Genomic DNA, 22041 nt, shown 5'->3' with positions numbered 1-22041 from the left:
GTCAGGCGTCGGCCCGGGGCCGCCGGCGTGCGACCAGCCAGGCCGCAGCGCCCTGCCCGGCTGCCCGGCCGCTGGCGAAGCAGGCCGTGAGCAGGTAGCCGCCGGTGGGGGCCTCCCAATCCAGCATCTCGCCGGCGCAGAACAGGCCGGGGCGCTGGCGCAGCATCAGGCCGGCGTCCAGGGCCTCGAAAGGCACGCCGCCGGCCGTGCTGATGGCCTCGGCGATGGGCCGCGGTGCCTGCACACGCACCGGCAGCGCCTTGATGGCGGCGGCGAGCTTGGCGGGGTCGGCCTGGTCGGCCTTAGGCACGGTTTCCCACAGCAGCCCGGCCTTCACGCCTTCGAGCTTCAGCCGCGTCTTCAGGTGCGTGGACAGCGATCTCGGCCCGCGCGGGTGCGCCAGCTCGGCCTGCACCCAGGCGAGCGTTCGCTGCGGCAGCAGGTCGAGCTGGAAAGTGGCGCTGCCATCGCGGGCGATGGCTTCACGCAGGCGTGCCGATGCGGCGTAGACCAGGCTGCCTTCCACGCCACCGGCCGTGACCACGCACTCGCCGGCCTGCTGCCAGCCTTCGAAGTGCAACGCCACGCCCTTCAGCGGCTGGCCGGCGTGGCGGCTGCTGAAGTGTTCGCTCCAGGCGACATCGAAACCGCAGTTCGAAGGCCGCAGCGGCGCCACGCCCACGCCCTGCGCGGCCAGCAGCGGCACCCAGGCGCCGTCGCTGCCCAGCTGCGGCCAGCTGGCACCGCCCAGCGCCAGCACGGTGGCGGCCGGCTGCACCAGCACCTCACCGGCCGGGGCCAGGAAGCGCAGGCTGCGCGCACCCTCACCGGCCCAGCCCTGCCAGCGGTGGCGCATGTGGAAGCGCACACCCTGCTCGCGCAGGCGGTGCAGCCAGGCGCGCAGCAGCGGCGCGGCCTTCAGGTCGGTGGGAAACACGCGGCCCGAGCTGCCGACGAAGGTGCTCACGCCCAGCGCCGCCGCCCAGGTGCGCAAGGCCTCGTTGTCGAAGGCCTGCAGCAGCGGGCGCAGCGTGTCGGCACGCTCGGCATAGCGCGCGGTGAAGGGATCGAAGCTTTCGCTGTGCGTGAGGTTCAGCCCGCCCTTGCCGGCCAGCAGGAACTTGCGGCCCACCGACGGCATGGCGTCGAAGACCTCGACCGCGTGGCCGGCCTGGGCCAGGGTCTCGGCGGCCATGAGGCCGGCCGGGCCGCCGCCGATCACGGCGACGAAGGGTGCAGATGCGGACATCGCGGCATCGTAGTCGCAGCCCCGCCGTAAGGCCGTGCGCAGCCGCACGACCCATGGGCACGGCCCACCCCGCGGGCCGCCAGGAAACCACCGTGCGATCGACCCTGCTCCTGCTGATGGCCATCGGCCCCTCGCTAGCACTGGCCCAACCGGCGGCCTGCAGCGCCCGTTCCGGCGCCGTCGTGCCGACGGTGGTGGAGCTCTACACCTCGGAAGGCTGCAGTTCCTGCCCGCCGGCCGACCGCTGGCTGTCCACCCTGCGCGGCCGGGCCGACGTGCTGCCCCTGGCCTTCCACGTCACCTACTGGGACCGCCTGGGCTGGACCGACCGCTTCGGCGATGCCGCCTACACCGAACGCCAGCACCGGCTGGCCCGGCAGGCCGGCCGCGCGCAGGTCTACACGCCGCAGGTGGTGGCCAACGGGCAGGACTGGCAGCGCTGGCCCCAGCTGCCGGCGCCTGGCGCAGGCCCGGCCCCCGCCGTGACCTTGGAGCGCCACGGCGACACCGTGCGCGTGAACGTGGCGGCCGCGCCCGGCTCGGCCGCGCGCTGGGCCGCTTACTGGGCGGTGCTGGAAGACCAGCACCAGAGCCGCGTGAACGCCGGCGAGAACAACGGCCGCCTGCTGCAGCAGGACCACGTGGTGCGCCTGTATCAGCCGGTGCCCCCGTGGGCGGCCAGTGCGGGGCTGCAGGCCGTTCTGTCCGCCGGCCGCGGCGACCCCAGGCACCCTCGCCGCGTGGCCTTCGTGCTCACCGAGGCCGGCAGCCCCCGTCCGCTGCAGGCCCTGGCCTTGGGCTGCTGAGCAAAGGGCCTCAAGTTCCGCGTCGGGCTGCCGATGCAAGAGGGTCCAACCGGGCTCGGTCGCGCGTCCGGCCCATCCCCCCACGCCCGGAGCCCCGAAGATGTTCGACAAGACCTTGGTCATGGCCATTGCCAAGCGCCTGATGGACGGCAGCACGCAGCCTGAAGATTTCTACCGCGAGATCACGCGCACACTGGCCGAGCAGATGGGCAGCACGCGTGCCAGTCTCTGGATCTACCCCGACCCGCTGCTGCGCGACCGCATCGAGTGCCTGAGCCTGTACGACCGCACCGACGCGGCCTGGAGCCAGGGCGCGGTGCTGAAGGAAGACGACTTCGGTCCCTACTTCGAGGCCATGCGGCGCGACAACCTCATCGTCGCCAGCGACGCCCGCAAACACCCGGTGACGGACTGCTTCAACGAGATCTACTTCGAGCCGCTGGGCATCTACAGCCTGCTGGACGTGGGCATCACCGTGGCCGGCCAGCCCTTCGGTCTGTTCTGCTGCGAGAACACCACCGACGTGCTGGAGTGGACCCCCGAGCACGTGGAATACCTGCGCCAGGTGGGCACGCTGCTGGGCTTTGCGCTGCGCAAGGCCCAGGCGGCCGCCGTGCCGGCCTGAGCCGGCACGCGGAAGGCCTCAGCCGCCCTCGCCGCGCAGCGCGCGGCGCAGCTGCTCGCCGATCTCGGGCTTGGCCGCGAACGGGCTGGTCGGGTTGCGCGGCGTCATGATGTCTTCCAGCCGCACCTGCACGCTGGCCAGCGCCTGCGGGTGGCTGTAGATGTAGAAGCGGCCCTCGTCCATCGCGGCAAACACGTTCTGCGCCACCTGCGCCGCCGTGACCTTGCCGCGCGTGACGGCCTGGTCGCTCATGGCCTGGGCGATGAGCTGGCTGCGCGTGGGCGCGGCAGCCTCCTTGAACTCCGCCGGGCGGTTGCGTTCGCTCTGGTGAATGCCCGTGGGCACGAAGAACGGGCACAGCACGTGCGCCTGCACCTGCGTGCTCACCAGCGCCAGGTCTTGGTAGAGCGTCTCGCTCATCGCCACCACCGCGTGCTTGGTGACGTTGTAGACGCCCATGTTGGGCGCGTTCAGCAGCCCGGCCATGCTGGCGGTGTTGACGATGTGGCCGCAGTAGGCCGGGTCCTTTTCGGCCGCCGCCAGCATCAGCGGCGTGAACACGCGCACGCCATGGGCCACGCCCATGAGGTTGACGCCGATCACCCACTCCCAGTCTTTCTGCGTGTGCTCCCAAATGAGCCCGCCAGCGCCCACGCCCGCGTTGTTGAACACGAAGCTCGGCGTGCCGAACTCGGCCAGCGTGGCGGCGGCCAGGGCTTCCACCTCGGCGGCCTTGCTCACGTCCAGGCGGAAGGGCAGCACACGGGCGCCCAGGCTGCGGATCTCGGCGGCGGCGCGCTCCAGCGCCTCGGCCTGCACATCGGCCATCACCACGGCCATGCCGCGCGCCGCGGCGATGCGGCTGGCCTCCAGGCCGAAGCCCGAAGCCGCGCCGGTGATGACGGCCACGCCGCCTTGTGCTTGCTCGCTCATGCTGCTTCTTTCTTGACTTGGAAACCGTGGCGCGGAAAGTGCACGTGCACCGTGCCCGCGCGTTCATCCGTGCGGCGGATCACCGCCTCGTTTGCGTTCAAGCCCACCAGCGTGCCGGCGACGGCGTCGCGGGCGTAGTCGATGGCAGCCACCGTCACGGCCTCGCCCGCTTCAAAACCCAAACCCGCCTGCACGGCGCAGGGCGCGTGACGGCCCGCCGCCGAAGCGGCTGCCGCGATGGCGAGGGCCTCGGCGCTGCCCAGCTTCTCGGGCTGGCCGTGGCCAAAGGCCTGCATGCCGGCGAACCAGCGCTGCAGCGCCGGGAAGCCCGCCAGGATCTCGCCCACCACCGGCCCACCGCTGGCGACGAACCACACGCAGTGCGCCACCGAGAAGTCGGCGATGCTCACGTCGCCGAAAAGGTAAGGCCCGCCACCTTCGAGCTGCGCTTCCAGCGCGCCCAGTTGCGCGCGCAGGTTCACGGTGGCGTCGGCCACGGTCTGGCGCGTCATGCCGGTGGTCATGGCGGCGCGGTCGGCCACGAAGGCCTTCACCACTTCGGGCGGCGCGCCGGCAAAACGGTGTGCGGCCCCGGCGGGCTGCAGCGTGTAGGGCGCGGCGGTCCAGAACATCGTGCTATCGGCCCACTGCGCGAACACCGGCGCCAGCGGCAGGTGCGGCGGGAAGAGCCGCGGCGCCGGCGCGCGGTTTTCCAGCAGGCGCGCGATGAGCGCGGTGTCGCAGTAGACATCGGCGCCCACCTGCACGAAAGGCGTCTTGCGGTAGCCCCCGGTCAGCGCCACCACGTCGGGCTTGGGCAGGATCACCGGCACCTTCACCGAGCGCCAGGCCAGGCCCTTGAAGCCCAGCATCAGGCGCACCTTCTCGGAAAACGGCGAGCCGTCGTAGTGGTGCAGGATGAGTTCGTCGTTCATGCGGTCTTGTCTCCGGGCAGCACCATCTCGCAGTGCGGGATGCCGTCTTCGATGTAGTCCTCGCCTTCACGCACGAAGCCGTGGCGGGCGTAGAAGCTTTCCAGGCGCGATTGCGCGCCGATGCGGATGGGCTGGCCCGGCCATGCGTTGCGGCAGCGCGCGATGCCCTCGGCAATGAGCGCATGGCCCAGGCCCGTGCCGCGCGTGGCCTCGGAGGTGATGACGCGGCCGATCGAAGGCTCGGCGTACTTCACGCCCGGGTCCACCACGCGCAGGTAGGCCTGCAGTACGCCCGCCTCGTCACGCCCGAGCAAGTGGGCGCTGTCGCGGTCGGCGCCGTCGGCATCGAGGAAGACGCAGTTCTGCTCCACCACGAACACCTGCGAGCGCAAGGCCAGCGCGTCGTAGAGATCGCCCACGCTGAGCGCCGCGAAGCGCCCGTACCACCACTTCATGCCAGCTTCACCAACTGCTTGCCGAAGTTGCGGCCCTTCAGCAGGCCGAGGAAGGCCTCGGGCGCGGCGGCCAGGTCGGGGGCCACGGTCTCGCGGAACTTCAGCTGCCCGCCGGCCACCAGGCCGCCCAGTTCCTTCAATGCCGGCGGCCACAGGTGCATGTGTTCGCTGACGATGAAACCTTGCAGGCGCAGGCGCTGCGTGAGCAGCAGGCGGGCGTTGTGGATGGCCAGCGACTGGCCGTCGTAGCCCGAGATCAAACCGCACAGCGCCACGCGGCCGAAGGCGTTCATGCGTGAGAGCACCACGTCGAAGATGGCGCCGCCGACGTTCTCGAACAGGCCGTCCACGCCCTTCGGCGCAGCCGCATCCAGCGCCGCGGCCAGCGCAGCGGGTTCACGGTGCTGCTTGTAGTCGATGCAGGCGTCGAAGCCGAGTTCTTCCACGACGTAGGCGCACTTGTCGGCCCCGCCGGCGATGCCCACGGCGCGGCAGCCGCGCGCCTTGGCGAGCTGGCCCACCACACTGCCCACGGCGCCGCTGGCGGCGTCCACCACGATGGTCTCGCCTTCCTTGGGCTCGATGAAATGCACCAGGCCCACCCAGGCCGTCACGCCCGGCATGCCCACCGCGCCCAGGTAGGCCGAGAGCGGGATGCGCGTCGCGTCCACCTTGCGCAGCGCGCCGGGCTGCGCGGCGTCGAACACGGCCCACTGCTGCCAGCCGCCCATGCCGACCACGCTGTCGCCGGCCGCATAGCCCGGGTGGCGCGACTCGGCCACCACGCCCACGGTGCCGCCGATCATCACCTCGTTCAGCGGCTGCGGCGCGGCGTAGTTCTTCGCGTCGTTCATGCGCATGCGCATGTAGGGGTCCAGGCTGAGGAAGTGCTGGCGCACGAGCACCTGGCCGTCCTGCAGCGCCGGCACGGGCACGGTCTCGAGGCGGAAGTTGTCGACGCTGGCCTCGCCCCGGGGGCGTGAGGCGAGCACGATGCGCTGGTTCATTTCAGGCATGACGGGTTCTTTCTTCAATCGGAAGCGTTCAGCTTCTGGATGCGTTTGCCTCCGACAGGCAAACCCTTGAGGTACTTGAAGGTGCCGCTGGCGTGACCGATCAGCACGCCTTGCTGGTCGTGCACATAACCCTCGCAGAAGGCCATCGACACCGTGCGGTGCAGCCGCTTGCCCGTGGCCACCAGGGTGCCCAGGCCCGGGCGCATGAAGCTGGTCTTCATCTCGATGGTGACGACGCCGGGCAGCGCCTCGCCTTCCGGCGTGTCGGCGCTGCGCGCGGCGTGGGCCATCACCACGTCCAGCAGCGTCATCGTCACGCCGCCGTGGGCCACGCCCCAGCTGTTGGTGAACTCTTCGCGCAGGTCCATGTGGATCTCGGCCTCACCGGCAGCCATGCGTTCGAGACGCATGCCCAGCAGCTGCACGAAGGGGATGTGGACCTTGAACTCCATGGCGGCGCTTCCAGCTTCAGCCGCCGCCGTGCACGGCACTCACTCCACCGTCCACCGCCAGGATCTGCCCCGTGATGTGCTTGCCCGCGGCGCTGGCGAAGAGCAGCACCGCGCCCTTGAGGTCGTCGTCGTCGCCCAGGCGCTTCAGCGGCGCGCCGGCGGCCAGCTTGTCGGCGCCGAAGTGCTCCAGCACGCCCTTGGTCATCTTGCTCGGGAAGAAACCCGGCGCCAGCGCATTGACGGTGATGCCGTAGGCGCCCCACTCCCCCGCCAGCGTGCGCGTGAAGTTCACCGCGGCGCCCTTGCTGGTGCCATAGGCGATGAACTTCACATCGATGCTGCCACTCAGGCCCGCGATGCTGGCCACGTTGATGATGCGGCCGCGCTTGCGCGGGATCATGCTGGCCTTGCCCACCGCCTGCGCAAACAGGAAAAGACTGCGGATGTTCAGGTTCATCACCTTGTCCCAGGCCTCCAGCGGGTAGTCCTCGGCCGGGGCGCCCCAGGTGGCGCCGGCGTTGTTGATGAGGATGTCGATCTGGCAAAGCCGGTGCATGGTCTCGTCGACCACACGCTGCACCTCCTCGGGTTTGCTGGCGTCGGCAGCGATCCAGCGTGCGTCGATGCCCTTGGCCGAGAGGTGGGCCGCGGCTTCTTCCAGGTCGGCCGCCTTGCGCGAGACCAGCATCACCTTGGCGCCGGCTTCGCCCAGGGCTTCGGCCATCTGCAGGCCCAGGCCGCGCGAGCCGCCGGTGACCAGGGCCACCTGGCCCGTGAGGTCGAAGAGTTTCGAGATCGGGGTGCTCATCAGCGTCTCCTGTGGGGTGTCAGTCTTTGTTTTTCATGCGCGAGCGCAGCACCACCAGCACGGCGCCCGCCGCTGCGGCCAGGCCGCCAGTGGTCATCAAGGTCCAGCCCAGGGCATCGCTGCCGCCGCGCTGCACGAACAGGCCGACGGCCGCGGTGAGCAGGCCGCCATAGATGAGGATCCAGACCCAGGCTTCGACGGTGGAGGTTTTCATGGGGCCATCATGCGCCAAACGCCCACAGCGACCCGGGGGCTGGGGCCTTCAGAACCACGCGTCCTGCATCTCGCGCAGCAGGGGCTCGCGCCGGGCCACGGGGCCCAGCCAGGCGTCGATCTTGGGCAGCTCGAAAGCGTAGAAGTAGCGCAGCGCGGCACGCTTGCCAGGTTTCAGCGCTGCGTGTGCTTCCGATTCCTCTGCGGCCAGCGCCACGTCCAGCCACAGCCAGGCCAGCACCACGTGGCCGAAGGCCTGCAGGTAGGGCGTGGCATTGGCCAGCGCCTCTTCGGGCACGCCCGTGGCCCAGGCGGCCTTGGTGGCGGCACCCAGCTTCTGCAGCGCGCCGCTCAAGGCGTTGGCGTGCTCGGCCAGGCCCTCCACCTGGCCGGCGCGCTGGGCCGTGTCGGCCACGCGCAGCGCCAGCAGGCGCAGGCCTTCGCCGCCTTTCATCACCACCTTGCGGCCCAGCAGGTCCAGGCCCTGGATGCCGTGCGTGCCTTCGTGGATCATGTTCAGGCGGTTGTCGCGCCAGTACTGTTCCACCGGGAAATCGCGCGTGTAGCCATAACCGCCCAGCACCTGGATGGCCAGGCTGTTGGCCTCCAGGCACCACTCGCTGGGCCAGCTCTTGGCAATCGGCGTCAGCACTTCCAGCAGCAGGCCGGCCTCGGCACGCGCGGCTTCGTCGCCCGTGTGCAGCTCGTCCACCAGGCGCGCGCAGTAGAGGGCCAGCGCCAGACCGCCTTCGGCATAGGCCTTCTGTGCCAGCAGCATGCGCTTCACATCCGCATGCTCCACCAGCGGCACGGGGGGCTGGGTGGCGTCTTTGCCGGCACCCGTGATCGGCCGTCCCTGGCTGCGCTGACGTGCATAGGCGAGGCTCGCCTCGTAGCCGGCCATGCCCAGCATCACCGCGCCGAGGCCGACGCCGATGCGCGCCTCGTTCATCATGTGGAACATGCAGCGCAGGCCTTCGCCGGGCTGGCCGACCATGTACCCGATGGCTCCCGCCTCGCCCCGCACCGGGAAGCGCCCTTCACCGAAGTTCAGCAGCGTGTTGGTGGTACCGCGGTAACCCAGCTTGTGGTTCAGGCCGGCCAGGGCCACGTCGTTGCGCTCGCCGGTGAGTTCACCTTTCGTATTCACCAGCTTCTTCGGCACGATGAACAGCGAGATGCCCTTGGTGCCCGCGATCGGCTTGCCGTCGGGGCCCGGGATCTTCGCCAGCACCAGGTGAACGATGTTCTCGGTGATCTCGTGCTCGCCGCCGCTGATCCACATCTTGTTGCCGCGCAGGCGGTACCGCGGGCCCAGGGGATCGGCCTCGTGACCCTCGCCATCGGGCACGGCGCGCGTGGCGATGTCGCTGAGGCTGCTGCCCGCCTGCGGCTCGCTCAGGCACATGGTGCCGAACCAGCGGCCGGCGAACTCGTTCTTCGCGAACACCTCGCGCTGCAGCGGCGTGCCGTGCGCCATCAGCAGGCTGGCGTTGCCGCTGGTGAGCATGGCGTAGCCGCCCATGGCCACGCTGGCGCGGCTGAAGAAGGCGTTGGCCGCCATCTCGATGACGCAGGGCAGCTGCATGCCGCCGAATTCATAGTCTTGCGCCGCGGCCAGCATGCCCGATTCGACATACGCGGCCAGCGCCTCGTGCGTGGCCCGCGGCAGGTGCACCCGCTCTCCGTCGAAGTGGGGCTCCTGCGTGTCGGCCAGCCGGTTGAAGGGCGCGAACTTCTCGCGCGCGATGCGCTCGCAGGTGTCCAGCACCTGCGCGAAGGTCTCGGCCGTGTGGTCGGCGAAACGAGGCCGCTGCAGCAGCGTGGCGGTACGCAGCCAGTCGTGAAGCAGGAAGTCGAGGGTGTCACGCATCAGGCAGGCTCGGCAGAACAGGAGGGGGGCACACCGCGCCGGCGCAGGCGCCCCCACAGAGGCTGGGGCGTGTCAGCGCGGCGCCGCAGCGAACACATGCCGCGCTTCCACCCGCCATTCGGCCGGCACCGCGGCCGGCTTCTCGTACCGCTTGAGCGCCCGGTCGGCCGAGGCGCGGATCTCCACCTGGAAGGCCTTGCGCGCGGCGCGCCGTTCGCTGTCCTGCGCCGAACCCGCCACCACCACGCCTGCAGCGGCGGGGGCGTCGATGGCGTCGTCCTGGATGTCGATGCGGCCCTCGGCCGGAGTGAAGCGCAGCACGGCGGTGCCGGCCATGCCGAAGCCGCTGGCCAGATCGGGCTCTTCCAGATCTGCCTGCACGCTGGCCATCACGGCCGCGGCGTAGGCACAGGCCTCGAAGCGCCCGGCCGGCCAGGCCTGCAGAGCGGCGATGAATTTGTCGGCGTCGGCCACCAGCGGCGCCACTTCGGCGCAAGGGGCCGGCAGCGGGGTGCGGGCGCGCGTGGCCCACCACAGCGCAGCCGCCAGGTCCTTGCCGCCGGCCTTGCTGGCGTAGCCCGCCGCCAGGCGTGCCGTCACGCCAGGGTGCTTGGCCGCGATGGCGCGTTCGTACAGGCCCACCGCGCGGTCCCAGTTCGGGCGCACACACACGCCCTCTTCGTACAGCGCGCCAGCCAGCGTGAAGATCTCGGGGTAGCTCTTGGCCAGCCCGGCGTTCAGCGCGGCCACGGCGCCGGGGCAATCGCGCTTGGCGATGGCTTGCTGCACGGCGTCCACCGCCTTCTGCGCCGGCGTGAGTTCAACGCCGCGCTGCGCTCGCCATTGCCACTGCTGCAGTTCGGCCGTGCGGCCGGCCTCGAACTGCCGGCCCGAGTCCTGCGGCGAAGCCGGCGATTGCGCCCAGGCCGGCAACGCAGCCGCCACGGCAAGCGCCACACCTGCGAGCACTGCCAGACGCCGCATCACAGCACCTCGAACACGCCGGCCGCGCCCATGCCACCGCCGATGCACATCGTGACGACCACGCGCTTGGCGCCGCGCCGCTTGCCTTCGATGAGCGCATGGCCCGTCAGGCGCTGGCCGCTCACGCCGTAAGGGTGGCCCACGGCGATGGCGCCGCCGTTGACGTTCAGCCGGTCCATGGGGATGCCCAAGGTGTCGGCGCAGTACAGCACCTGCACGGCGAAGGCTTCGTTCAGTTCCCACAGGTCGATGTCGGCCACCGTCAAGCCCAGGCGCTTGAGCACCTTGGGCACGGCGTACACGGGGCCGATGCCCATCTCGTCGGGCTCGCAGCCGGCCACGGCGAAACCCAGGAAGCGGCCCAGGGGCTTCAGGCCCTTCTGCTGCGCGTAGGTTTCGCTCACCACCACGCAGGCACCGGCGCCGTCGGAGAACTGGCTGGCGTTGCCCGCCGTCACCACGCCGCCAGGCATGGCCGAACGGATGCCCTGCACCGCCTCGAAGGTGGTGCCCGGCCGCAGGCCTTCGTCGGCGCTGACCGTCACTTCCTTGCTGCGCAGGCCCATCACCGGGTCGGCCACACCGGCCATCACCGTGATGGGCGCGATCTCGTCGTTGAACAGCCCTGCCGCCTGGGCCGCGCAGGCCTTCTGCTGGCTCTCGGCGCCGAAGCGGTCCATGCGTTCCTTGGCCACCTGGTAGCGCTTGGCCACGGTCTCGGCCGTCTGCAGCATGGGCCAGTAGATCTCGGGCTTCTGCTCCTTCAGCCAGCTGTCCTGGAACATGTGCATGTTCATCTCCTGCTGCACGCAGGAGATGCTTTCCACGCCGCCGGCCACATAGGCATCGCCCTCGCCGGCGATGATGCGCTGCGCGGCCATGGCGATGGTCTGCAGGCCGCTGGAGCAGAAGCGGTTGATGGTGATGCCGCTCACGCTGATGGGCAGCCCGGCCCGCAAGGCCACCTGGCGCGCGATGTTCCAGCCGGTGGCGCCTTCGGGGTTGGCGCAGCCCATCAGCACGTCTTCGATGGCGCCGGGGTCGATGCCGGCGCGTTCCACGGCGGCCTTGACGGCATGGCCGCCCAGCGTGGCGCCGTGGGTCATGTTGAAGGCGCCCTTCCAGCTCTTGCAGAGCGGCGTGCGGGCGGTGGAGACGATGACAGCTTGGGTCATGGTGGGGGTTCCTTCAGCCGTGTTTCAGGTAAAGCTCTTGCTCTCGGCGGCCAGCTTGGCCAGCAAGGGCGCGGGCTGCCAGAAGCTGGCGTCGTCATGCGGGTTGGCCGCGAACTTCTTCATCGTCTGCACGACGTTAAAGAGGCCCTGGCTGTCGGCGTAGCACATCGGGCCGCCGCGGAAGAGCGGGAAGCCGTAGCCCGTGAGGTAGACCATGTCGATGTCACTGGCCTTGCTGGCGATGCCTTCTTCCAGGATCTTCGCGGCCTCGTTGACCAGCGAATACACCAGCCGGTGCACGATCTCGTCGTCGCTGATCTTGCGCGGCTGCACGCCGATCTCGGCGCGGTGCTTCTCGATCATCTCCTCCACCAGCTTGGAGGGAATCGCGTCGCGCTTGCCGGGCACGTAGTCGTACCAGCCGGCGCCGGTCTTCTGGCCGTAGCGGCCCAGTTCGCACAGCAGGTCGGCGGTCTTGCTGTAACGCATGTGCGGCTTCTCCACATAGCGGCGCTTGCGGATGGCCCAGCCGATGTCGTTGCCCGCCAGGTCGCCCATGCGGAAGGGGCCCATCGCGAAGCCGAACTTCTCGACCGCCTTGTCCACCTGCGCCGGCGTGCAACCCTCTTCCAGCAGGAAGCCGGCCTGCCGGCTGTACTGCTCGATCATGCGGTTGCCGATGAAGCCGTCGCAGACACCGCTGACCACGGCGGTCTTGCGGATCTTCTTGGCGATGGTCATCACCGTGGCGAGCACGTCTTTCGCTGTCTTTTCGCCGCGCACCACCTCCAGCAGCTTCATCACGTTGGCGGGGCTGAAGAAGTGCATGCCCACCACGTCTTGCGGGCGCTTGGTGAAGGCGGCAATCGCATTCACGTCCAGCGTGCTGGTGTTGCTGGCGAGGATGGCGCCGGGCTTCATCACCTCGTCGAGCGTCTTGAACACCTTTTCCTTGACGCCCATCTCCTCGAACACCGCCTCGATGACGAGGTCGGCGCTGGCGATGTCGGCGTAGTTCAGCGTGGTGCTCAGCAGCGCCATGCGGGCGTCGAGCTTGTCCTGCTTGAGCTTGCCCTTCTTGACCTGCGCGTCGTAGTTCTTGCGGATGGTGGCCACGCCGCGGTCCAGCGCCTCCTGCTTCATCTCGAGCATCACCACCGGCAGGCCGGCGTTGAGGAAGTTCATCGCGATGCCGCCCCCCATGGTGCCGGCGCCGATGACGGCCACTTTCTCGATCTTGCGCTGCGGGGTGTCTTCCGGCACGTCAGGGATCTTGCTCGCGGCACGCTCGCCGAAGAAGGCATGGCGCAGCGCCTTGCACTCGGGCGTGAGCATCAGCGCGAGGAAAGTCTCGCGCTCGTAGAGCATGCCGTCGTCGAACTTCTTCTTCAGGCAGGCTTCCACGGCGTCCACGCACTTCACGGGCGCAGGGAAGTTCTTGGCCATGCCCTTGACCATGTTGCGCGCGAAGCCGAAGTAGGCATCCGCGTCGCGGTGGCTGACCTTGAAGTCGCGCACACGCGGGTGAGGGCCGGGCTTGGCGGCCACCTCGGCTGCGAAGGCGATGGCGCCGTCGAGCACGTTGCCCTCAATGATCTTGTCGAAGAGCTTCTGGCCCGGCAGGCTGGCCAGCACTTCGCTCTTCACGGGCTCGCCGCTGACGATCATGTTGAGTGCGGTCTCCACGCCCAGCACGCGCGGCAGGCGCTGCGTGCCGCCGGCGCCGGGGATGAGGCCGATCTTCACCTCGGGCAGGGCCACGTTGGTGCCCGGCGCGGCCACGCGGTAGTGCGCGCCCAGGGCCAGTTCCAGGCCGCCGCCCATGCACACGCTGTGCACGGCCGCCACCACGGGCTTGGGGCAGTCTTCCAGCAGCTTGATCAGGCTCAGCAGGTTGGGCTCGGCGATGGACTTCGGCGAGCCGAACTCCTTGATGTCGGCACCGCCCGAGAAGGCCTTGCCGGCCCCGGTGACGACGATGGCCTCCACGGCCGCGTCGGCCACCGCGCGCTCCACGCCCTGGGCCAGCTGCACGCGGGTGTCAAAGCCCAGGCCGTTGACCGGTGGGTTGTCGAGGGTGAGCACGGCCACATTGCCGCGAACTTCGTACTGGGCGCCCATGCTGGCTCCTTCCGGCTGAAATAGAACGGTCGTTCGATTCTAGGGTTCGCGTGCGACGGCTCCATGTCGCAGCAGCGACAAGCACGATACGCCGCGGGATCAAGTCCTGGCGCGGAACCGGCTTCGCCGGGCCGCTGCCAGAGCCCCCTCGGGGGGTGGCGAAGGCGCGAAGCGACAAGCCTGGGGGCTCACACTTCCAGCCACTCCTTGCGGATGTAGGTGTTGGCGCGCAGATCGGCCGCCGTGCCTTCGAACACGATCTGGCCATGGCCCATCACCAGGCAACGGTCGGCCACTTCGAGCGCGATGGTGAGCTTTTGTTCCACCAGCAGCACGCTGATGCCGCGGCGCTTGAGTTCGCGCAGGTACTCGGCCACCAGTTCCACGATCTTGGGCGCCAGGCCTTCGGTGGGCTCGTCGATCATGATGAGTTCCGGGTCGCCCATCAGCGTGCGGCACAGCGTCAGCATCTGCTGTTCACCACCGCTGAGCACACCGGCCTCGGTGTGCTGCCGCTCCTTCAGGCGCGGGAACATCGTGTACATGTCGTCGAAGTTCCAGCGGCTCTTCTTCGCGCCGCTCTTCTGCCCCAGCAGCAGGTTCTGGTGCACGGTGAGCGTGGGGAAGATGTCGCGGTTCTCGGGCACGTAGCCCAGGCCCGCGTGCGCGATCTCGAAGGCCTTCAGGCCCAGAATCTCGCCGCCCTTGAACTTGACGCTGCCGGTGCAGTCGACCAGGCCCATGATGGCCTTGACCGTGGTGCTGCGGCCCGAGCCGTTGCGGCCCAGCAGCGAGACGATCTCGCCCGGCTTGACCTCGAAGTTCACCCCGTGCAGCACGTGGCTCTTGCCGTAGAAGGCGTGGACGTTGTTCAGGTTCAGCATCGGCTTGTCCGCGTCTCTCAATGCCCGGCGGCTTCGGCTTGGGCTTCGGCCAGCACGCTGCCGAGGTAGGCCTCCTGCACCCGCGCATTGGCGCGCACGGCCTCGGGCACGTCGAAGGCGATCACCTCGCCGTACACCAGCACCGCGATCTTGTCGGCCAGGCCGAAGACCACGCCCATGTCGTGCTCCACGGTCAGCAGCGTCTTGCCCACCGTCACGTCGCGGATCAGGTTCACGAAACGCGAGGTCTCGCTCTTGCTCATGCCGGCCGTGGGTTCGTCCAGCAGCACCACGCTGGCGCCGCCGGCGATGGTGATGCCGATCTCCAGCGCGCGTTGCTCGGCGTAGGTGAGGTTCATGGCCAGCACGTCACGCCGCTTGTGCAGCTTGATCATGTCCATCACCTCTTCGGCGCGGTCGTTGGCGTCTTTCGCGTCGGCCAGGAAGCGCCAGAAGCTGTACTTGTAGCCCAGGCTCCACAGCACGGCGCAGCGCAGGTTCTCGAACACGCTCAGGCGCGTGAAGAGGTTGCTCACCTGGAAGCTGCGCGCCAGGCCGCGGCGCGTGATCTCGTAGGGCTTCAGGCCGTCGATCTTCTCGCCGTGCAGCAGGATGTCGCCGCTGGTGCTGCCGAAGCGGCCGCTGATCAGGTTGAACAGCGTGCTCTTGCCCGCGCCGTTGGGGCCGATGATGGCCACGCGCTCGCCGGGCCGCACGGCCAGGCTGGCGCCACGGATGATCTCGGTCTTGCCGAAGCTCTTGCGCACGTCACGCAGTTCGACCGCGAACTCGGACTTGATGTTCTTCTTGTCGCTCACAGCGCGGCCTCCCGGCGCTTGATCTCTTTCTCGATCTCTTCCTGCGTCTGGCCCCAATGGCGCGCGAACTGGCGGCGTGTGAGCTCGAACATGGCGATGCCCACGGCCAGGATGAAACACGCGCCGAACCAGCTGTCGAAGCCCTTGGCATTGAGCGTGGCGCCCATGTACTTCAGCTCAGGGCCCAGGGCCTCGTTGAGCTGCAGGTGGTAGACCATCTCCACCATCGCACCGGCGCCCACCAGCATGGTGAGTGCCGTACCGGCCAGCGCCAGGTAACTGGCCACCAGCGGCCGCAGCTTGCCGAAGGAAGCCACACGCAGGTTCATCATGATCAGGCTGCTGATGCCGCCCGGGGCGTACATCACCATGAACACGAAGACCAGGCCCATGTACAGCTGCCAGGCCGGCGTGAGCTCGGACAGGAGCACCAGCGCCACCACCATCAGCACGGCCCCGATGATCGGCCCGATGAAGAACATCGCGCCGCCCAGGAACACGAAGAGCAGGTAGGCCCCCGAACGCGCCGCGCCCACGACCTCGGCGGTGACGAGCTCGAAGTTCACCGCGGCCAAGCCGCCGGCGATGCCCGAGAACATGCCCGAGATCATGAAGGCGATGTAGCGCACACGCTGCGTGCTGTAGCCCACGAACTCCACGCGCTCGGGGTTGTCGCGCACGGCGTTGAGCATGCGGCCCAGTGGCGTGCGCGTCAGCGCGAACATCAGCGCGGTGCAGACGAAGCAATAGAACGCGATCAGGTAGTACACCTGGATCTGCGGCCCGAAGGTGATGCCGAAGAAGGGTTCGCCCACCACACGGTTGCTGCTGACGCCGCCTTCGCCACCGAAGAACTCGGGGATCATCAGCGACATGCTCCACACCAGCTCGCCGATGCCCAGGGTGATCATGGCGAAGGGCGTGCCGGCTTTCTTGGTCGTCACATAACCCAGCAAGGCCGCGAAGAACAGGCCGCCCAGGCCCCCCGCCAGCGGCACCATGCTCATGGGCAGCCAGATCGCACCGGCGGCGATCTTGTTCATGGTGTGGATGGCCAGGAAGCTGCCCAGGCCCGTGTACACCGCGTGCCCGAAGCTGAGCATGCCGCCCTGCCCCAGCAGGATGTTGTAGGCCAGGCAGGCGATGATGGCGATGCCCATCTGGCTGAGCATGGTCAGCGCGAAGCCCGACTTCCACAGCAGCGGCGAAACCACCAGCACCAGGGCGAACAGGCCCCACAGCACCCAGCGCCCGACGTTCCAGGGCTTGAACCGGTAGCGCGCCCGCCCTTCGTGATTGCGTCCCATCAGCGCATCAACCTTCTCGTGTTCCCAACAGGCCCTTGGGCCGGAAGATCAGGATCAGCACCAGCAGCAGGTAGGGCAGGATGGGTGCCGCCTGGGCCAGCGTGATCTTCAGGATCGGATAAGCGAAATTCGAGGGCGTCACGGCCCAGCCGATGAGGCGGGCCAGGTCGGCCAGACTCTTGTCCACCGTCAGCGGCAGCGTCTGTAGCAGCCCGATGAGCAGCGAGGCGACGAAGGCGCCGGCCAGCGAGCCCATGCCGCCGACCACCACAACCACGAAGATGATGCTGCCGACGATGGTGGCCATCGAGGGCTCGGTGACGAAGGTCACGCCGCCGATCACGCCCGCCAGCCCGGCCAGGCCGCAACCGCTGCCGAACACCAGCATCAGCACGCGCGGCACGTTGTGGCCCAGGGCCTCCACGGCCTCGGGGTGGGTGAGCGCAGCCTGGATGACCAGGCCGATGCGGGTGCGCGTGAGCAGCAGCCACAGGGCCAGCAGCATCACCAGCGCCACCACCATCATGAAGAAGCGCGTGGCCGGGAAGGTGGAGCACTTGGTCAGGCCGCCGGCCACCTCGACACCACAGGTACCGGCAGGGGCCACGCCCCACAGCACGTGCATGCCATCGGCCGGGTTCTGCACCAGCGTGAAGGCCGGGCCCTGCAGCAGCGCCGGCGGCGGGAAGGGCACAGAAGACAAGCCCCAGACGAGCTTGACGAGTTCCAGCACCACGAAGCTCAGGCCGAAGGTGATGAGCAGCTCGGGCACATGCCCGAACTTGTGCACGCGCCGCAAGGCCGTGCGTTCGAAGAGCGCACCCAGCGTGCCCACCAGCAGCGGCGCGATGAACAGCGCCGGCCAGAAGCCGATGATCTTGGTCAGCGAGTAGGCGATGTACGCGCCCACCATGTAGAAGCTGGCGTGCGCGAAGTTCAGCACGCCCATCATGCTGAAGATGAGCGTCAGCCCCGAGCTGAGCATGAACAGCAGCAGCCCGGCGCTGATGCCGTTCAGTACATTGATGAGCAGTTGGTCCAAGGCGGGAATCCGTGGGCTGTGGCGGAGAAGAGAGGCCCGCAAAAAGGGCCCTGCGGAGCGAGCTCCTCAGGGCCCGGTCGCCGGCGGGGCTGGCTTTACAGGCCCGCGGGGCGCTTCATCTGGCACGACGTGGGCGTGCTGGCCACATAGGGCTCGTAGGTCTTCACGTTGCGGAAGTTGAAGCCGGTGTTCTCGACGCTGTAGTCGAAGGGCTTGGGGCCGGCCTTCTGCCACACGGTCATGTGCACCGCCTGCTGCAGCTGATGGTCGGACTTGCGCATGGTGACGGAGCCGCCCCAGCTGGGCACTTCCAGACCACCCATCGCAGCGGCCACCTTGATGGGGGCCGTGCTCTTGGCCTTGGCCATCGCGGCGCTCAGCATCGTGTAGACGTTGAAGATCTGGGCGGTGTAGAAATCGTCGTTGAACTTGGCCTTGTACTCGTCCATCACCTTGCGTGCGGCCGGGTTCTCGAAGTTCATCACGCCGACCTGGTACACGCGGCCGGCAGAGCCGGCGCCCAGGGCCGCCGGGGTGCCGCTGACGCTGGCGTAGTAGGTATAGAACTTGGCGTTCAGACCGGCGTCGTTGGCCGCCTTCACCAGCAGCGTCAGGTCGGAAGACCAGTTGCCCGTGATGACGGTGTCGGCGCCGCTGGCCTTGATCTTGGCGATGTAGGGCGCGAAGTCGCGCGTCTGCGCCAGCGGGGTCAGGTCTTCGCCGACGATCTGGATGTCAGGCCGCTTGCGCGCCAGGTTCTCCTTGGCGTACTTCACCACCTGCTGGCCGTGGGAGTAGTTCTGGTTGATCAGGTAGACCTTCTTGACGGCCTTGTCGTCCTTCATGAAGGTGGTCAGGGCCTCCATCTTCATGGAGGTGTCGGCGTCGAAGCGGAAGTGCCAGAAGCTGCACTTCTCGTTCGTGAGCGAGGGGTCGACCGCGGCGTAGTTCAGGAACACGACCTCCTTGCCGGGGTTGCGCTCGTTGTACTTGTTCAGGAAGTCGATGATGGCCGCGGCCGGGCCCGAACCGGTGCCCTGCGCGACGTAGCGGATGCCCTGGTCGATGGCGGCCTGCAGGGCGTTGACGGTTTCCTGCGGGCTGAGCTTGTTGTCGAAGGACACGACCTCGAACTTCACGCCGGCCGGGTTGCTCTTGTTGAACTGCTCGGCCATGAACTGGAAGCCCTTGAGCTGGTTCTGGCCGGTGGCGGCCGTCAGGCCGGTGAGGGCGTCGATCCAGGCGATCTTGACGGTCTCGCCCTTTTGCGCGAGGGCCGCGCTGCTGCCGAGAACCATCGCGCTGCCGAGGGCGATGCTGAGGAAAGTCCGCTTCAGTTTCATGTTGTCTCCTGGTGAACCGCAGAACACATGGAAGGTAGCTGAACTGCATGTCCCCAGCCCTCAGGGACTACCCCGAACGGGCTTGTCGCCACAGCGACAAGCGCATGCCCGCACGCGCCTCTTGCCGGTGCGCGCAGGGGACAATGCAGCCATCCAGCGGGGCCCACGCCCGCGCCACTTCACTGCCTGAGACCATGGCCCAACACCCCCACGACCACGACGACCCGCGCTACCCCGTGCGCAAGACTGACGAGCAATGGCGCGCCGAGCTCGACCCCATGCAGTACCGCGTGGCACGCCATGCCGCCACCGAGCGCGCCTTCACCGGCAAGTACTGGGACCACTTCGACGACGGCCGCTACAACTGCGTGGGCTGCGGCACGCCGCTGTTCGAGAGCGGCACCAAGTTCGATGCCGGCTGCGGCTGGCCAAGCTACTGGCAGCCCATCAACAGCGAGGTGGTGGAGCGCGTGGTCGACACCAGCCACGGCATGGTGCGCGTGGAAGTGCGCTGCCACAACTGCGGCAGCCACCTGGGCCACGTCTTCGAAGACGGCCCCGAGCCCACCGGCGAGCGCTTCTGCATCAACTCGGCAGCCATCGATTTCAAGCCGGCCACCGACGATGCGGCCGGCGGCAAGCAGGACGCCTGAAGCCATGACCGCCGACGAGATCCACGCCCGCCTGCAGGCTGCACTGCAGCCCACCACGCTGCAGGTGCAGGACGACAGCCACCTGCACGCCGGCCATGCCGGCGCGCGCGAGGGGCGCCACTTCAGCGTGCAGATCAGCAGCGCGCGCTTCGCCGGGCTGGCCCGCGTGGCGCGACATCGCCTTGTGTATGATGCCCTCGGCCCTTTGGCGGCCCAGGGCGTGCATGCCCTGGCCATCGTCGCCAAGGCCCCCGGCGAGGCTTGAAGAAACTTCTTCGCCGTGCCCGCGCTCCAAGCGCGAACCTCCTCGCATCGCCGCCCTGGTCGGTGGCACCACCTCGAAAGTTCCTCCGTCCATGAAGTCGAAGACCCCTGCCGCGCGCGCGGCCCTGATCCTGAGCCTCGCCCTGGCCGCCGCCGCGCCGCTGGCCGCGCAGGCGCAGAACATCGCCACCGTCAACGGCAAGGCCGTGCCCAAGGCGCGTGTCGACACCCTGCTGCAGCAGGCCCAGCGCGCTGGCCAGCAGCTCACGCCCGAGTTGCAGGCCCAGGCCCGTGACCAGGTGGTGCTGCGCGAGATCTTCACGCAGGAAGCCGCCCGCAAGGGCCTGGCCGCCAGCCCCGAGTTCGCCGCGCAGATGGCGCTGGCGCGCGAGAGCCTGCTGATCCGCGAGCTCTTCGAGGATTACCGCAAGAAGAACCCCATCAGCGACGAAGCCGCCAAGGCCGAGTACGAGAAGTTCAAGGCCGCGTCCACCGGCACCGAGTACCGCGCCCGCCACATCCTGGTGGAGAAGGAAGACGAGGCCAAGGCGCTGATCGCACAGATCAAGGGCGGCGCCAAGTTCGAAGACCTGGCCAAGGCCAAGAGCAAGGACACCGGCTCGGCCGAGCAAGGCGGCGACCTCGACTTCGCCAAGCCCGAGAGCTACGTGCCTGAGTTCGGCGGCGCGCTGCAGAAGCTGAAGAAGGGCGAGATGACCGACACGCCCGTGAAGAGCCAGTTCGGCTTCCACATCATCCGCCTCGAAGACACGCGCGAAGCGAGCTTCCCGGCCTTCGACGAAGTGAAGGCCCAGCTCAAGCAGCGCATGGAGCAGCAGAAGTTGCAGCAGTACCAGGAATCGCTCCGCAGCAAAGCCAAGACAGACTACAAGTTCAGTCAGTGATGTGAGCCCCCAGGCTCACTGCGTTCGCCACCCCCAGGGCCCTGCAAGGGTCCTTCAGACCCTGGGGCTCTTGCAGCGGCCCGGCTGAGCCGGTTCCGCGCAAGTGGCTTGATGGACCGGCCCCCTGCGGGCCGGTTTTCGTTCACGGGACCAGAACGGTCGAACCGGTGGTCTTGCGGGCTTCCAGTTCGCGGTGCGCGGTGGCGGCTTCGGCCAGCGGGTAGCGCTGGTCGATGCGGATCTTCACCTTCCCGGCCAGCACCATGCCGAAGAGGTCGTCGGCCATTTTTTGCGTGCTTTCGCGCGTGGCGATGTGCGTGAACAGGGTCTGGCGCGTGAGGTAGAGGCTGCCCTTCGGGCCCAGGTTGCCCGGGTAGAACGGCGGCACGGGGCCGCTGGCGTTGCCGAAGCAGGCCATCAGGCCGAAGGGGCGCAGGCAGTCCAGGCTCTTCTCGAAGGTGTCCTTGCCCACCGAGTCGTAGACCACCTTCACGCCCTTGCCGCCGGTGATCTCCTTCACGCGCGCGACGAAGTCTTCGCGGCTGTAGTCGATGGCGTGCGCCGCGCCGTGTTCCAGCGCCAGCTGGCACTTGGCGGCGCTGCCCGCAGTGCCGATGAGCTGCAGGCCCAGGGCCTTCGCCCATTGGCAGGCGATCAGGCCCACGCCGCCGGCAGCCGCGTGGAAGAGCACGAAATCACCGGGCTCCAGGCCTTCCACCGGCCGCGTCTTGTTCAGCAGGTATTGCGCCGTCAGGCCCTTGAGCATCATGCCGGCGGCGGTGTCGAAGGCGATGCCTTCGGGCAGCTGCACCACGCACTTGGCCGGCATCACGCGGCGCTCGCAGTAGGCACCGGGCGGCTGGCTGGCGTAGGCCGCGCGGTCGCCCACGCGCAGGTGCGTGACGCCTTCGCCCACGGCCTCCACGATGCCGGCGCCTTCCATGCCCAGCGTCAGCGGCAGCGGGTTGGCGTAGAGGCCGGTGCGCTGGTAGACGTCGATGAAGTTCAGGCCGCAGGCCACGTGCCGGATGCGGATCTCACCGGGCCCGGGTTCACCGACAGGCAACTCGGCGAGTTTCAATTGCTCGGGTCCGCCGTAGGCGGTGATCTGGATGGCTCGCGACACGGAAGTCTCCTCGGGGGATGGCGGATGGCAACGGCTGCCGGGTGCTTCTTGGGG

The 22041-nt window shown here is 68.6% G+C and carries 23 protein-coding genes; 5 read left to right on the top strand and 18 right to left on the bottom strand.

Features of this window, described 5'->3' with window-relative positions; genetic code table 11:
- Position 1: 1 nt before the first annotated feature.
- Complete coding sequence (locus EOE66_RS14835; protein WP_128229497.1) at positions 2-1249, bottom strand: TIGR03862 family flavoprotein; 1248 nt, start codon at positions 1247-1249, stop codon at positions 2-4.
- Positions 1250-1302: 53 nt separating this feature from the next.
- Between EOE66_RS14835 and EOE66_RS14830 the strand changes: the two genes are divergently transcribed.
- Positions 1303-2055 carry a DUF1223 domain-containing protein gene (locus tag EOE66_RS14830; protein WP_164885119.1) on the top strand — a complete coding sequence of 251 codons (753 nt, stop codon included), beginning with the start codon at positions 1303-1305 and terminating at the stop codon, positions 2053-2055.
- A gap of 100 nt (positions 2056-2155) precedes the next feature.
- On the top strand, positions 2156-2680 hold the full coding sequence (locus EOE66_RS14825) for a GAF domain-containing protein (protein WP_128229495.1): 525 nt from the start codon (positions 2156-2158) through the stop codon (positions 2678-2680).
- An 18-nt stretch (positions 2681-2698) separates the two neighbouring features.
- Here the strand turns inward: EOE66_RS14825 and EOE66_RS14820 are convergent, their stop codons facing one another.
- The 16 genes from EOE66_RS14820 to EOE66_RS14745 all read right to left on the bottom strand — a co-directional run bounded on the left by EOE66_RS14820 (position 2699) and on the right by EOE66_RS14745 (position 19039).
- Positions 2699-3613, bottom strand: a complete 915-nt coding sequence (locus EOE66_RS14820; protein WP_128229494.1) for an SDR family oxidoreductase — start codon at positions 3611-3613, stop codon at positions 2699-2701.
- Positions 3610-4548 (bottom strand): glutathione S-transferase family protein, encoded by a 939-nt coding sequence (locus EOE66_RS14815; RefSeq protein ID WP_128229493.1) that lies wholly within the window; start codon positions 4546-4548, stop codon positions 3610-3612. The genes EOE66_RS14820 and EOE66_RS14815 overlap by 4 nt, the downstream gene beginning before the upstream one ends.
- The gene (locus EOE66_RS14810) at positions 4545-5003 is read right to left on the bottom strand and encodes a GNAT family N-acetyltransferase (RefSeq protein ID WP_128229492.1); all 459 of its coding nucleotides are present in this window, start codon (positions 5001-5003) and stop codon (positions 4545-4547) included. The genes EOE66_RS14815 and EOE66_RS14810 overlap by 4 nt, the downstream gene beginning before the upstream one ends.
- Entirely contained in the window at positions 5000-6019 is a 1020-nt protein-coding gene (locus tag EOE66_RS14805; protein ID WP_128229491.1) for an NADP-dependent oxidoreductase, read from the bottom strand. Before EOE66_RS14805 ends, EOE66_RS14810 begins: the two co-directional genes overlap by 4 nt.
- 14 nt (positions 6020-6033) lie before the next feature.
- On the bottom strand, positions 6034-6471 hold the full coding sequence (locus tag EOE66_RS14800) for a PaaI family thioesterase (RefSeq protein WP_128229490.1): 438 nt from the start codon (positions 6469-6471) through the stop codon (positions 6034-6036).
- Between the two features lie 16 nt (positions 6472-6487).
- Entirely contained in the window at positions 6488-7279 is a 792-nt protein-coding gene (locus EOE66_RS14795) for an SDR family oxidoreductase (protein WP_128229489.1), read from the bottom strand.
- Positions 7280-7298: 19 nt separating this feature from the next.
- On the bottom strand, positions 7299-7493 hold the full coding sequence (locus EOE66_RS14790) for a hypothetical protein (protein ID WP_128229488.1): 195 nt from the start codon (positions 7491-7493) through the stop codon (positions 7299-7301).
- A 48-nt stretch (positions 7494-7541) separates the two neighbouring features.
- Complete coding sequence (locus EOE66_RS14785; protein ID WP_128229487.1) at positions 7542-9365, bottom strand: acyl-CoA dehydrogenase; 1824 nt, start codon at positions 9363-9365, stop codon at positions 7542-7544.
- Between the two features lie 72 nt (positions 9366-9437).
- Positions 9438-10349: a hypothetical protein gene (locus EOE66_RS14780; protein WP_128229486.1), complete on the bottom strand. Its 912-nt coding sequence runs from the start codon at positions 10347-10349 to the stop codon at positions 9438-9440.
- Complete coding sequence (locus EOE66_RS14775; RefSeq protein ID WP_128229485.1) at positions 10349-11524, bottom strand: acetyl-CoA C-acyltransferase; 1176 nt, start codon at positions 11522-11524, stop codon at positions 10349-10351. The genes EOE66_RS14780 and EOE66_RS14775 overlap by 1 nt, the downstream gene beginning before the upstream one ends.
- Before the next feature lie 24 nt (positions 11525-11548).
- On the bottom strand, positions 11549-13645 hold the full coding sequence (locus EOE66_RS14770; RefSeq protein ID WP_128229484.1) for a 3-hydroxyacyl-CoA dehydrogenase NAD-binding domain-containing protein: 2097 nt from the start codon (positions 13643-13645) through the stop codon (positions 11549-11551).
- A gap of 188 nt (positions 13646-13833) precedes the next feature.
- The gene (locus EOE66_RS14765; RefSeq protein ID WP_128229483.1) at positions 13834-14529 is read right to left on the bottom strand and encodes an ABC transporter ATP-binding protein; all 696 of its coding nucleotides are present in this window, start codon (positions 14527-14529) and stop codon (positions 13834-13836) included.
- Positions 14530-14546: 17 nt separating this feature from the next.
- On the bottom strand, positions 14547-15347 hold the full coding sequence (locus tag EOE66_RS14760) for an ABC transporter ATP-binding protein (RefSeq protein ID WP_245479050.1): 801 nt from the start codon (positions 15345-15347) through the stop codon (positions 14547-14549).
- Entirely contained in the window at positions 15344-16654 is a 1311-nt protein-coding gene (locus tag EOE66_RS14755; protein WP_128229482.1) for a branched-chain amino acid ABC transporter permease, read from the bottom strand. The genes EOE66_RS14760 and EOE66_RS14755 overlap by 4 nt, the downstream gene beginning before the upstream one ends.
- 7 nt (positions 16655-16661) lie before the next feature.
- A complete protein-coding gene (locus EOE66_RS14750) occupies positions 16662-17639 on the bottom strand; it encodes a branched-chain amino acid ABC transporter permease (protein ID WP_245479069.1) in 978 nt (325 codons plus the stop codon).
- A gap of 152 nt (positions 17640-17791) precedes the next feature.
- Complete coding sequence (locus EOE66_RS14745) at positions 17792-19039, bottom strand: branched-chain amino acid ABC transporter substrate-binding protein (protein WP_128229480.1); 1248 nt, start codon at positions 19037-19039, stop codon at positions 17792-17794.
- A gap of 194 nt (positions 19040-19233) precedes the next feature.
- Between EOE66_RS14745 and msrB the strand changes: the two genes are divergently transcribed.
- From msrB to EOE66_RS14730, 3 genes are all read left to right on the top strand, one after another.
- Positions 19234-19692, top strand: coding sequence for a peptide-methionine (R)-S-oxide reductase MsrB (gene msrB / locus EOE66_RS14740; RefSeq protein ID WP_128229479.1), 459 nt, complete (start codon positions 19234-19236; stop codon positions 19690-19692).
- Positions 19693-19696: 4 nt separating this feature from the next.
- Positions 19697-19957: a BolA family protein gene (locus tag EOE66_RS14735; protein ID WP_128229478.1), complete on the top strand. Its 261-nt coding sequence runs from the start codon at positions 19697-19699 to the stop codon at positions 19955-19957.
- Positions 19958-20048: 91 nt separating this feature from the next.
- Positions 20049-20861: a peptidylprolyl isomerase gene (locus EOE66_RS14730; protein WP_128229477.1), complete on the top strand. Its 813-nt coding sequence runs from the start codon at positions 20049-20051 to the stop codon at positions 20859-20861.
- Positions 20862-21003: 142 nt separating this feature from the next.
- On the opposite strand, the gene EOE66_RS14725 is transcribed toward EOE66_RS14730, so the two are convergent.
- Positions 21004-21987 (bottom strand): quinone oxidoreductase family protein, encoded by a 984-nt coding sequence (locus EOE66_RS14725; RefSeq protein WP_128229476.1) that lies wholly within the window; start codon positions 21985-21987, stop codon positions 21004-21006.
- Positions 21988-22041: the final 54 nt, after the last annotated feature.

It is taken from the genome of Rubrivivax rivuli (genome assembly GCF_004016505.1).
In the GTDB taxonomy this organism is placed as follows: Bacteria; Pseudomonadota; Gammaproteobacteria; order Burkholderiales; family Burkholderiaceae_C; genus Rubrivivax; species Rubrivivax rivuli.
The sequence above is the reverse complement of the archived record's forward strand: the minus strand, read 5'-3'. Positions and strand labels throughout refer to the sequence as shown.

Coding starts and splice junctions, on each gene's coding strand:
- EOE66_RS14775 (WP_128229485.1), bottom strand. CDS start 11,524: ATGACCCAAGCTGTCATCGTCTCCACCGCCCGCACGCCGCTCTGCAAG.
- EOE66_RS14805 (WP_128229491.1), bottom strand. CDS start 6,019: ATGCCTGAAATGAACCAGCGCATCGTGCTCGCCTCACGCCCCCGGGGC.
- EOE66_RS14745 (WP_128229480.1), bottom strand. CDS start 19,039: ATGAAACTGAAGCGGACTTTCCTCAGCATCGCCCTCGGCAGCGCGATG.
- EOE66_RS14755 (WP_128229482.1), bottom strand. CDS start 16,654: ATGGGACGCAATCACGAAGGGCGGGCGCGCTACCGGTTCAAGCCCTGG.
- EOE66_RS14780 (WP_128229486.1), bottom strand. CDS start 10,349: ATGCGGCGTCTGGCAGTGCTCGCAGGTGTGGCGCTTGCCGTGGCGGCT.
- EOE66_RS14750 (WP_245479069.1), bottom strand. CDS start 17,639: ATGCTCAGCTCGGGGCTGACGCTCATCTTCAGCATGATGGGCGTGCTG.
- EOE66_RS14820 (WP_128229494.1), bottom strand. CDS start 3,613: ATGAGCGAGCAAGCACAAGGCGGCGTGGCCGTCATCACCGGCGCGGCT.
- EOE66_RS14795 (WP_128229489.1), bottom strand. CDS start 7,279: ATGAGCACCCCGATCTCGAAACTCTTCGACCTCACGGGCCAGGTGGCC.
- EOE66_RS14815 (WP_128229493.1), bottom strand. CDS start 4,548: ATGAACGACGAACTCATCCTGCACCACTACGACGGCTCGCCGTTTTCC.
- EOE66_RS14735 (WP_128229478.1), top strand. CDS start 19,697: ATGACCGCCGACGAGATCCACGCCCGCCTGCAGGCTGCACTGCAGCCC.
- EOE66_RS14825 (WP_128229495.1), top strand. CDS start 2,156: ATGTTCGACAAGACCTTGGTCATGGCCATTGCCAAGCGCCTGATGGAC.
- EOE66_RS14785 (WP_128229487.1), bottom strand. CDS start 9,365: ATGCGTGACACCCTCGACTTCCTGCTTCACGACTGGCTGCGTACCGCC.
- EOE66_RS14790 (WP_128229488.1), bottom strand. CDS start 7,493: ATGAAAACCTCCACCGTCGAAGCCTGGGTCTGGATCCTCATCTATGGC.
- EOE66_RS14810 (WP_128229492.1), bottom strand. CDS start 5,003: ATGAAGTGGTGGTACGGGCGCTTCGCGGCGCTCAGCGTGGGCGATCTC.
- EOE66_RS14835 (WP_128229497.1), bottom strand. CDS start 1,249: ATGTCCGCATCTGCACCCTTCGTCGCCGTGATCGGCGGCGGCCCGGCC.
- EOE66_RS14800 (WP_128229490.1), bottom strand. CDS start 6,471: ATGGAGTTCAAGGTCCACATCCCCTTCGTGCAGCTGCTGGGCATGCGT.
- EOE66_RS14765 (WP_128229483.1), bottom strand. CDS start 14,529: ATGCTGAACCTGAACAACGTCCACGCCTTCTACGGCAAGAGCCACGTG.
- EOE66_RS14830 (WP_164885119.1), top strand. CDS start 1,303: ATGGGCACGGCCCACCCCGCGGGCCGCCAGGAAACCACCGTGCGATCG.
- EOE66_RS14770 (WP_128229484.1), bottom strand. CDS start 13,645: ATGGGCGCCCAGTACGAAGTTCGCGGCAATGTGGCCGTGCTCACCCTC.
- EOE66_RS14730 (WP_128229477.1), top strand. CDS start 20,049: ATGAAGTCGAAGACCCCTGCCGCGCGCGCGGCCCTGATCCTGAGCCTC.
- msrB (WP_128229479.1), top strand. CDS start 19,234: ATGGCCCAACACCCCCACGACCACGACGACCCGCGCTACCCCGTGCGC.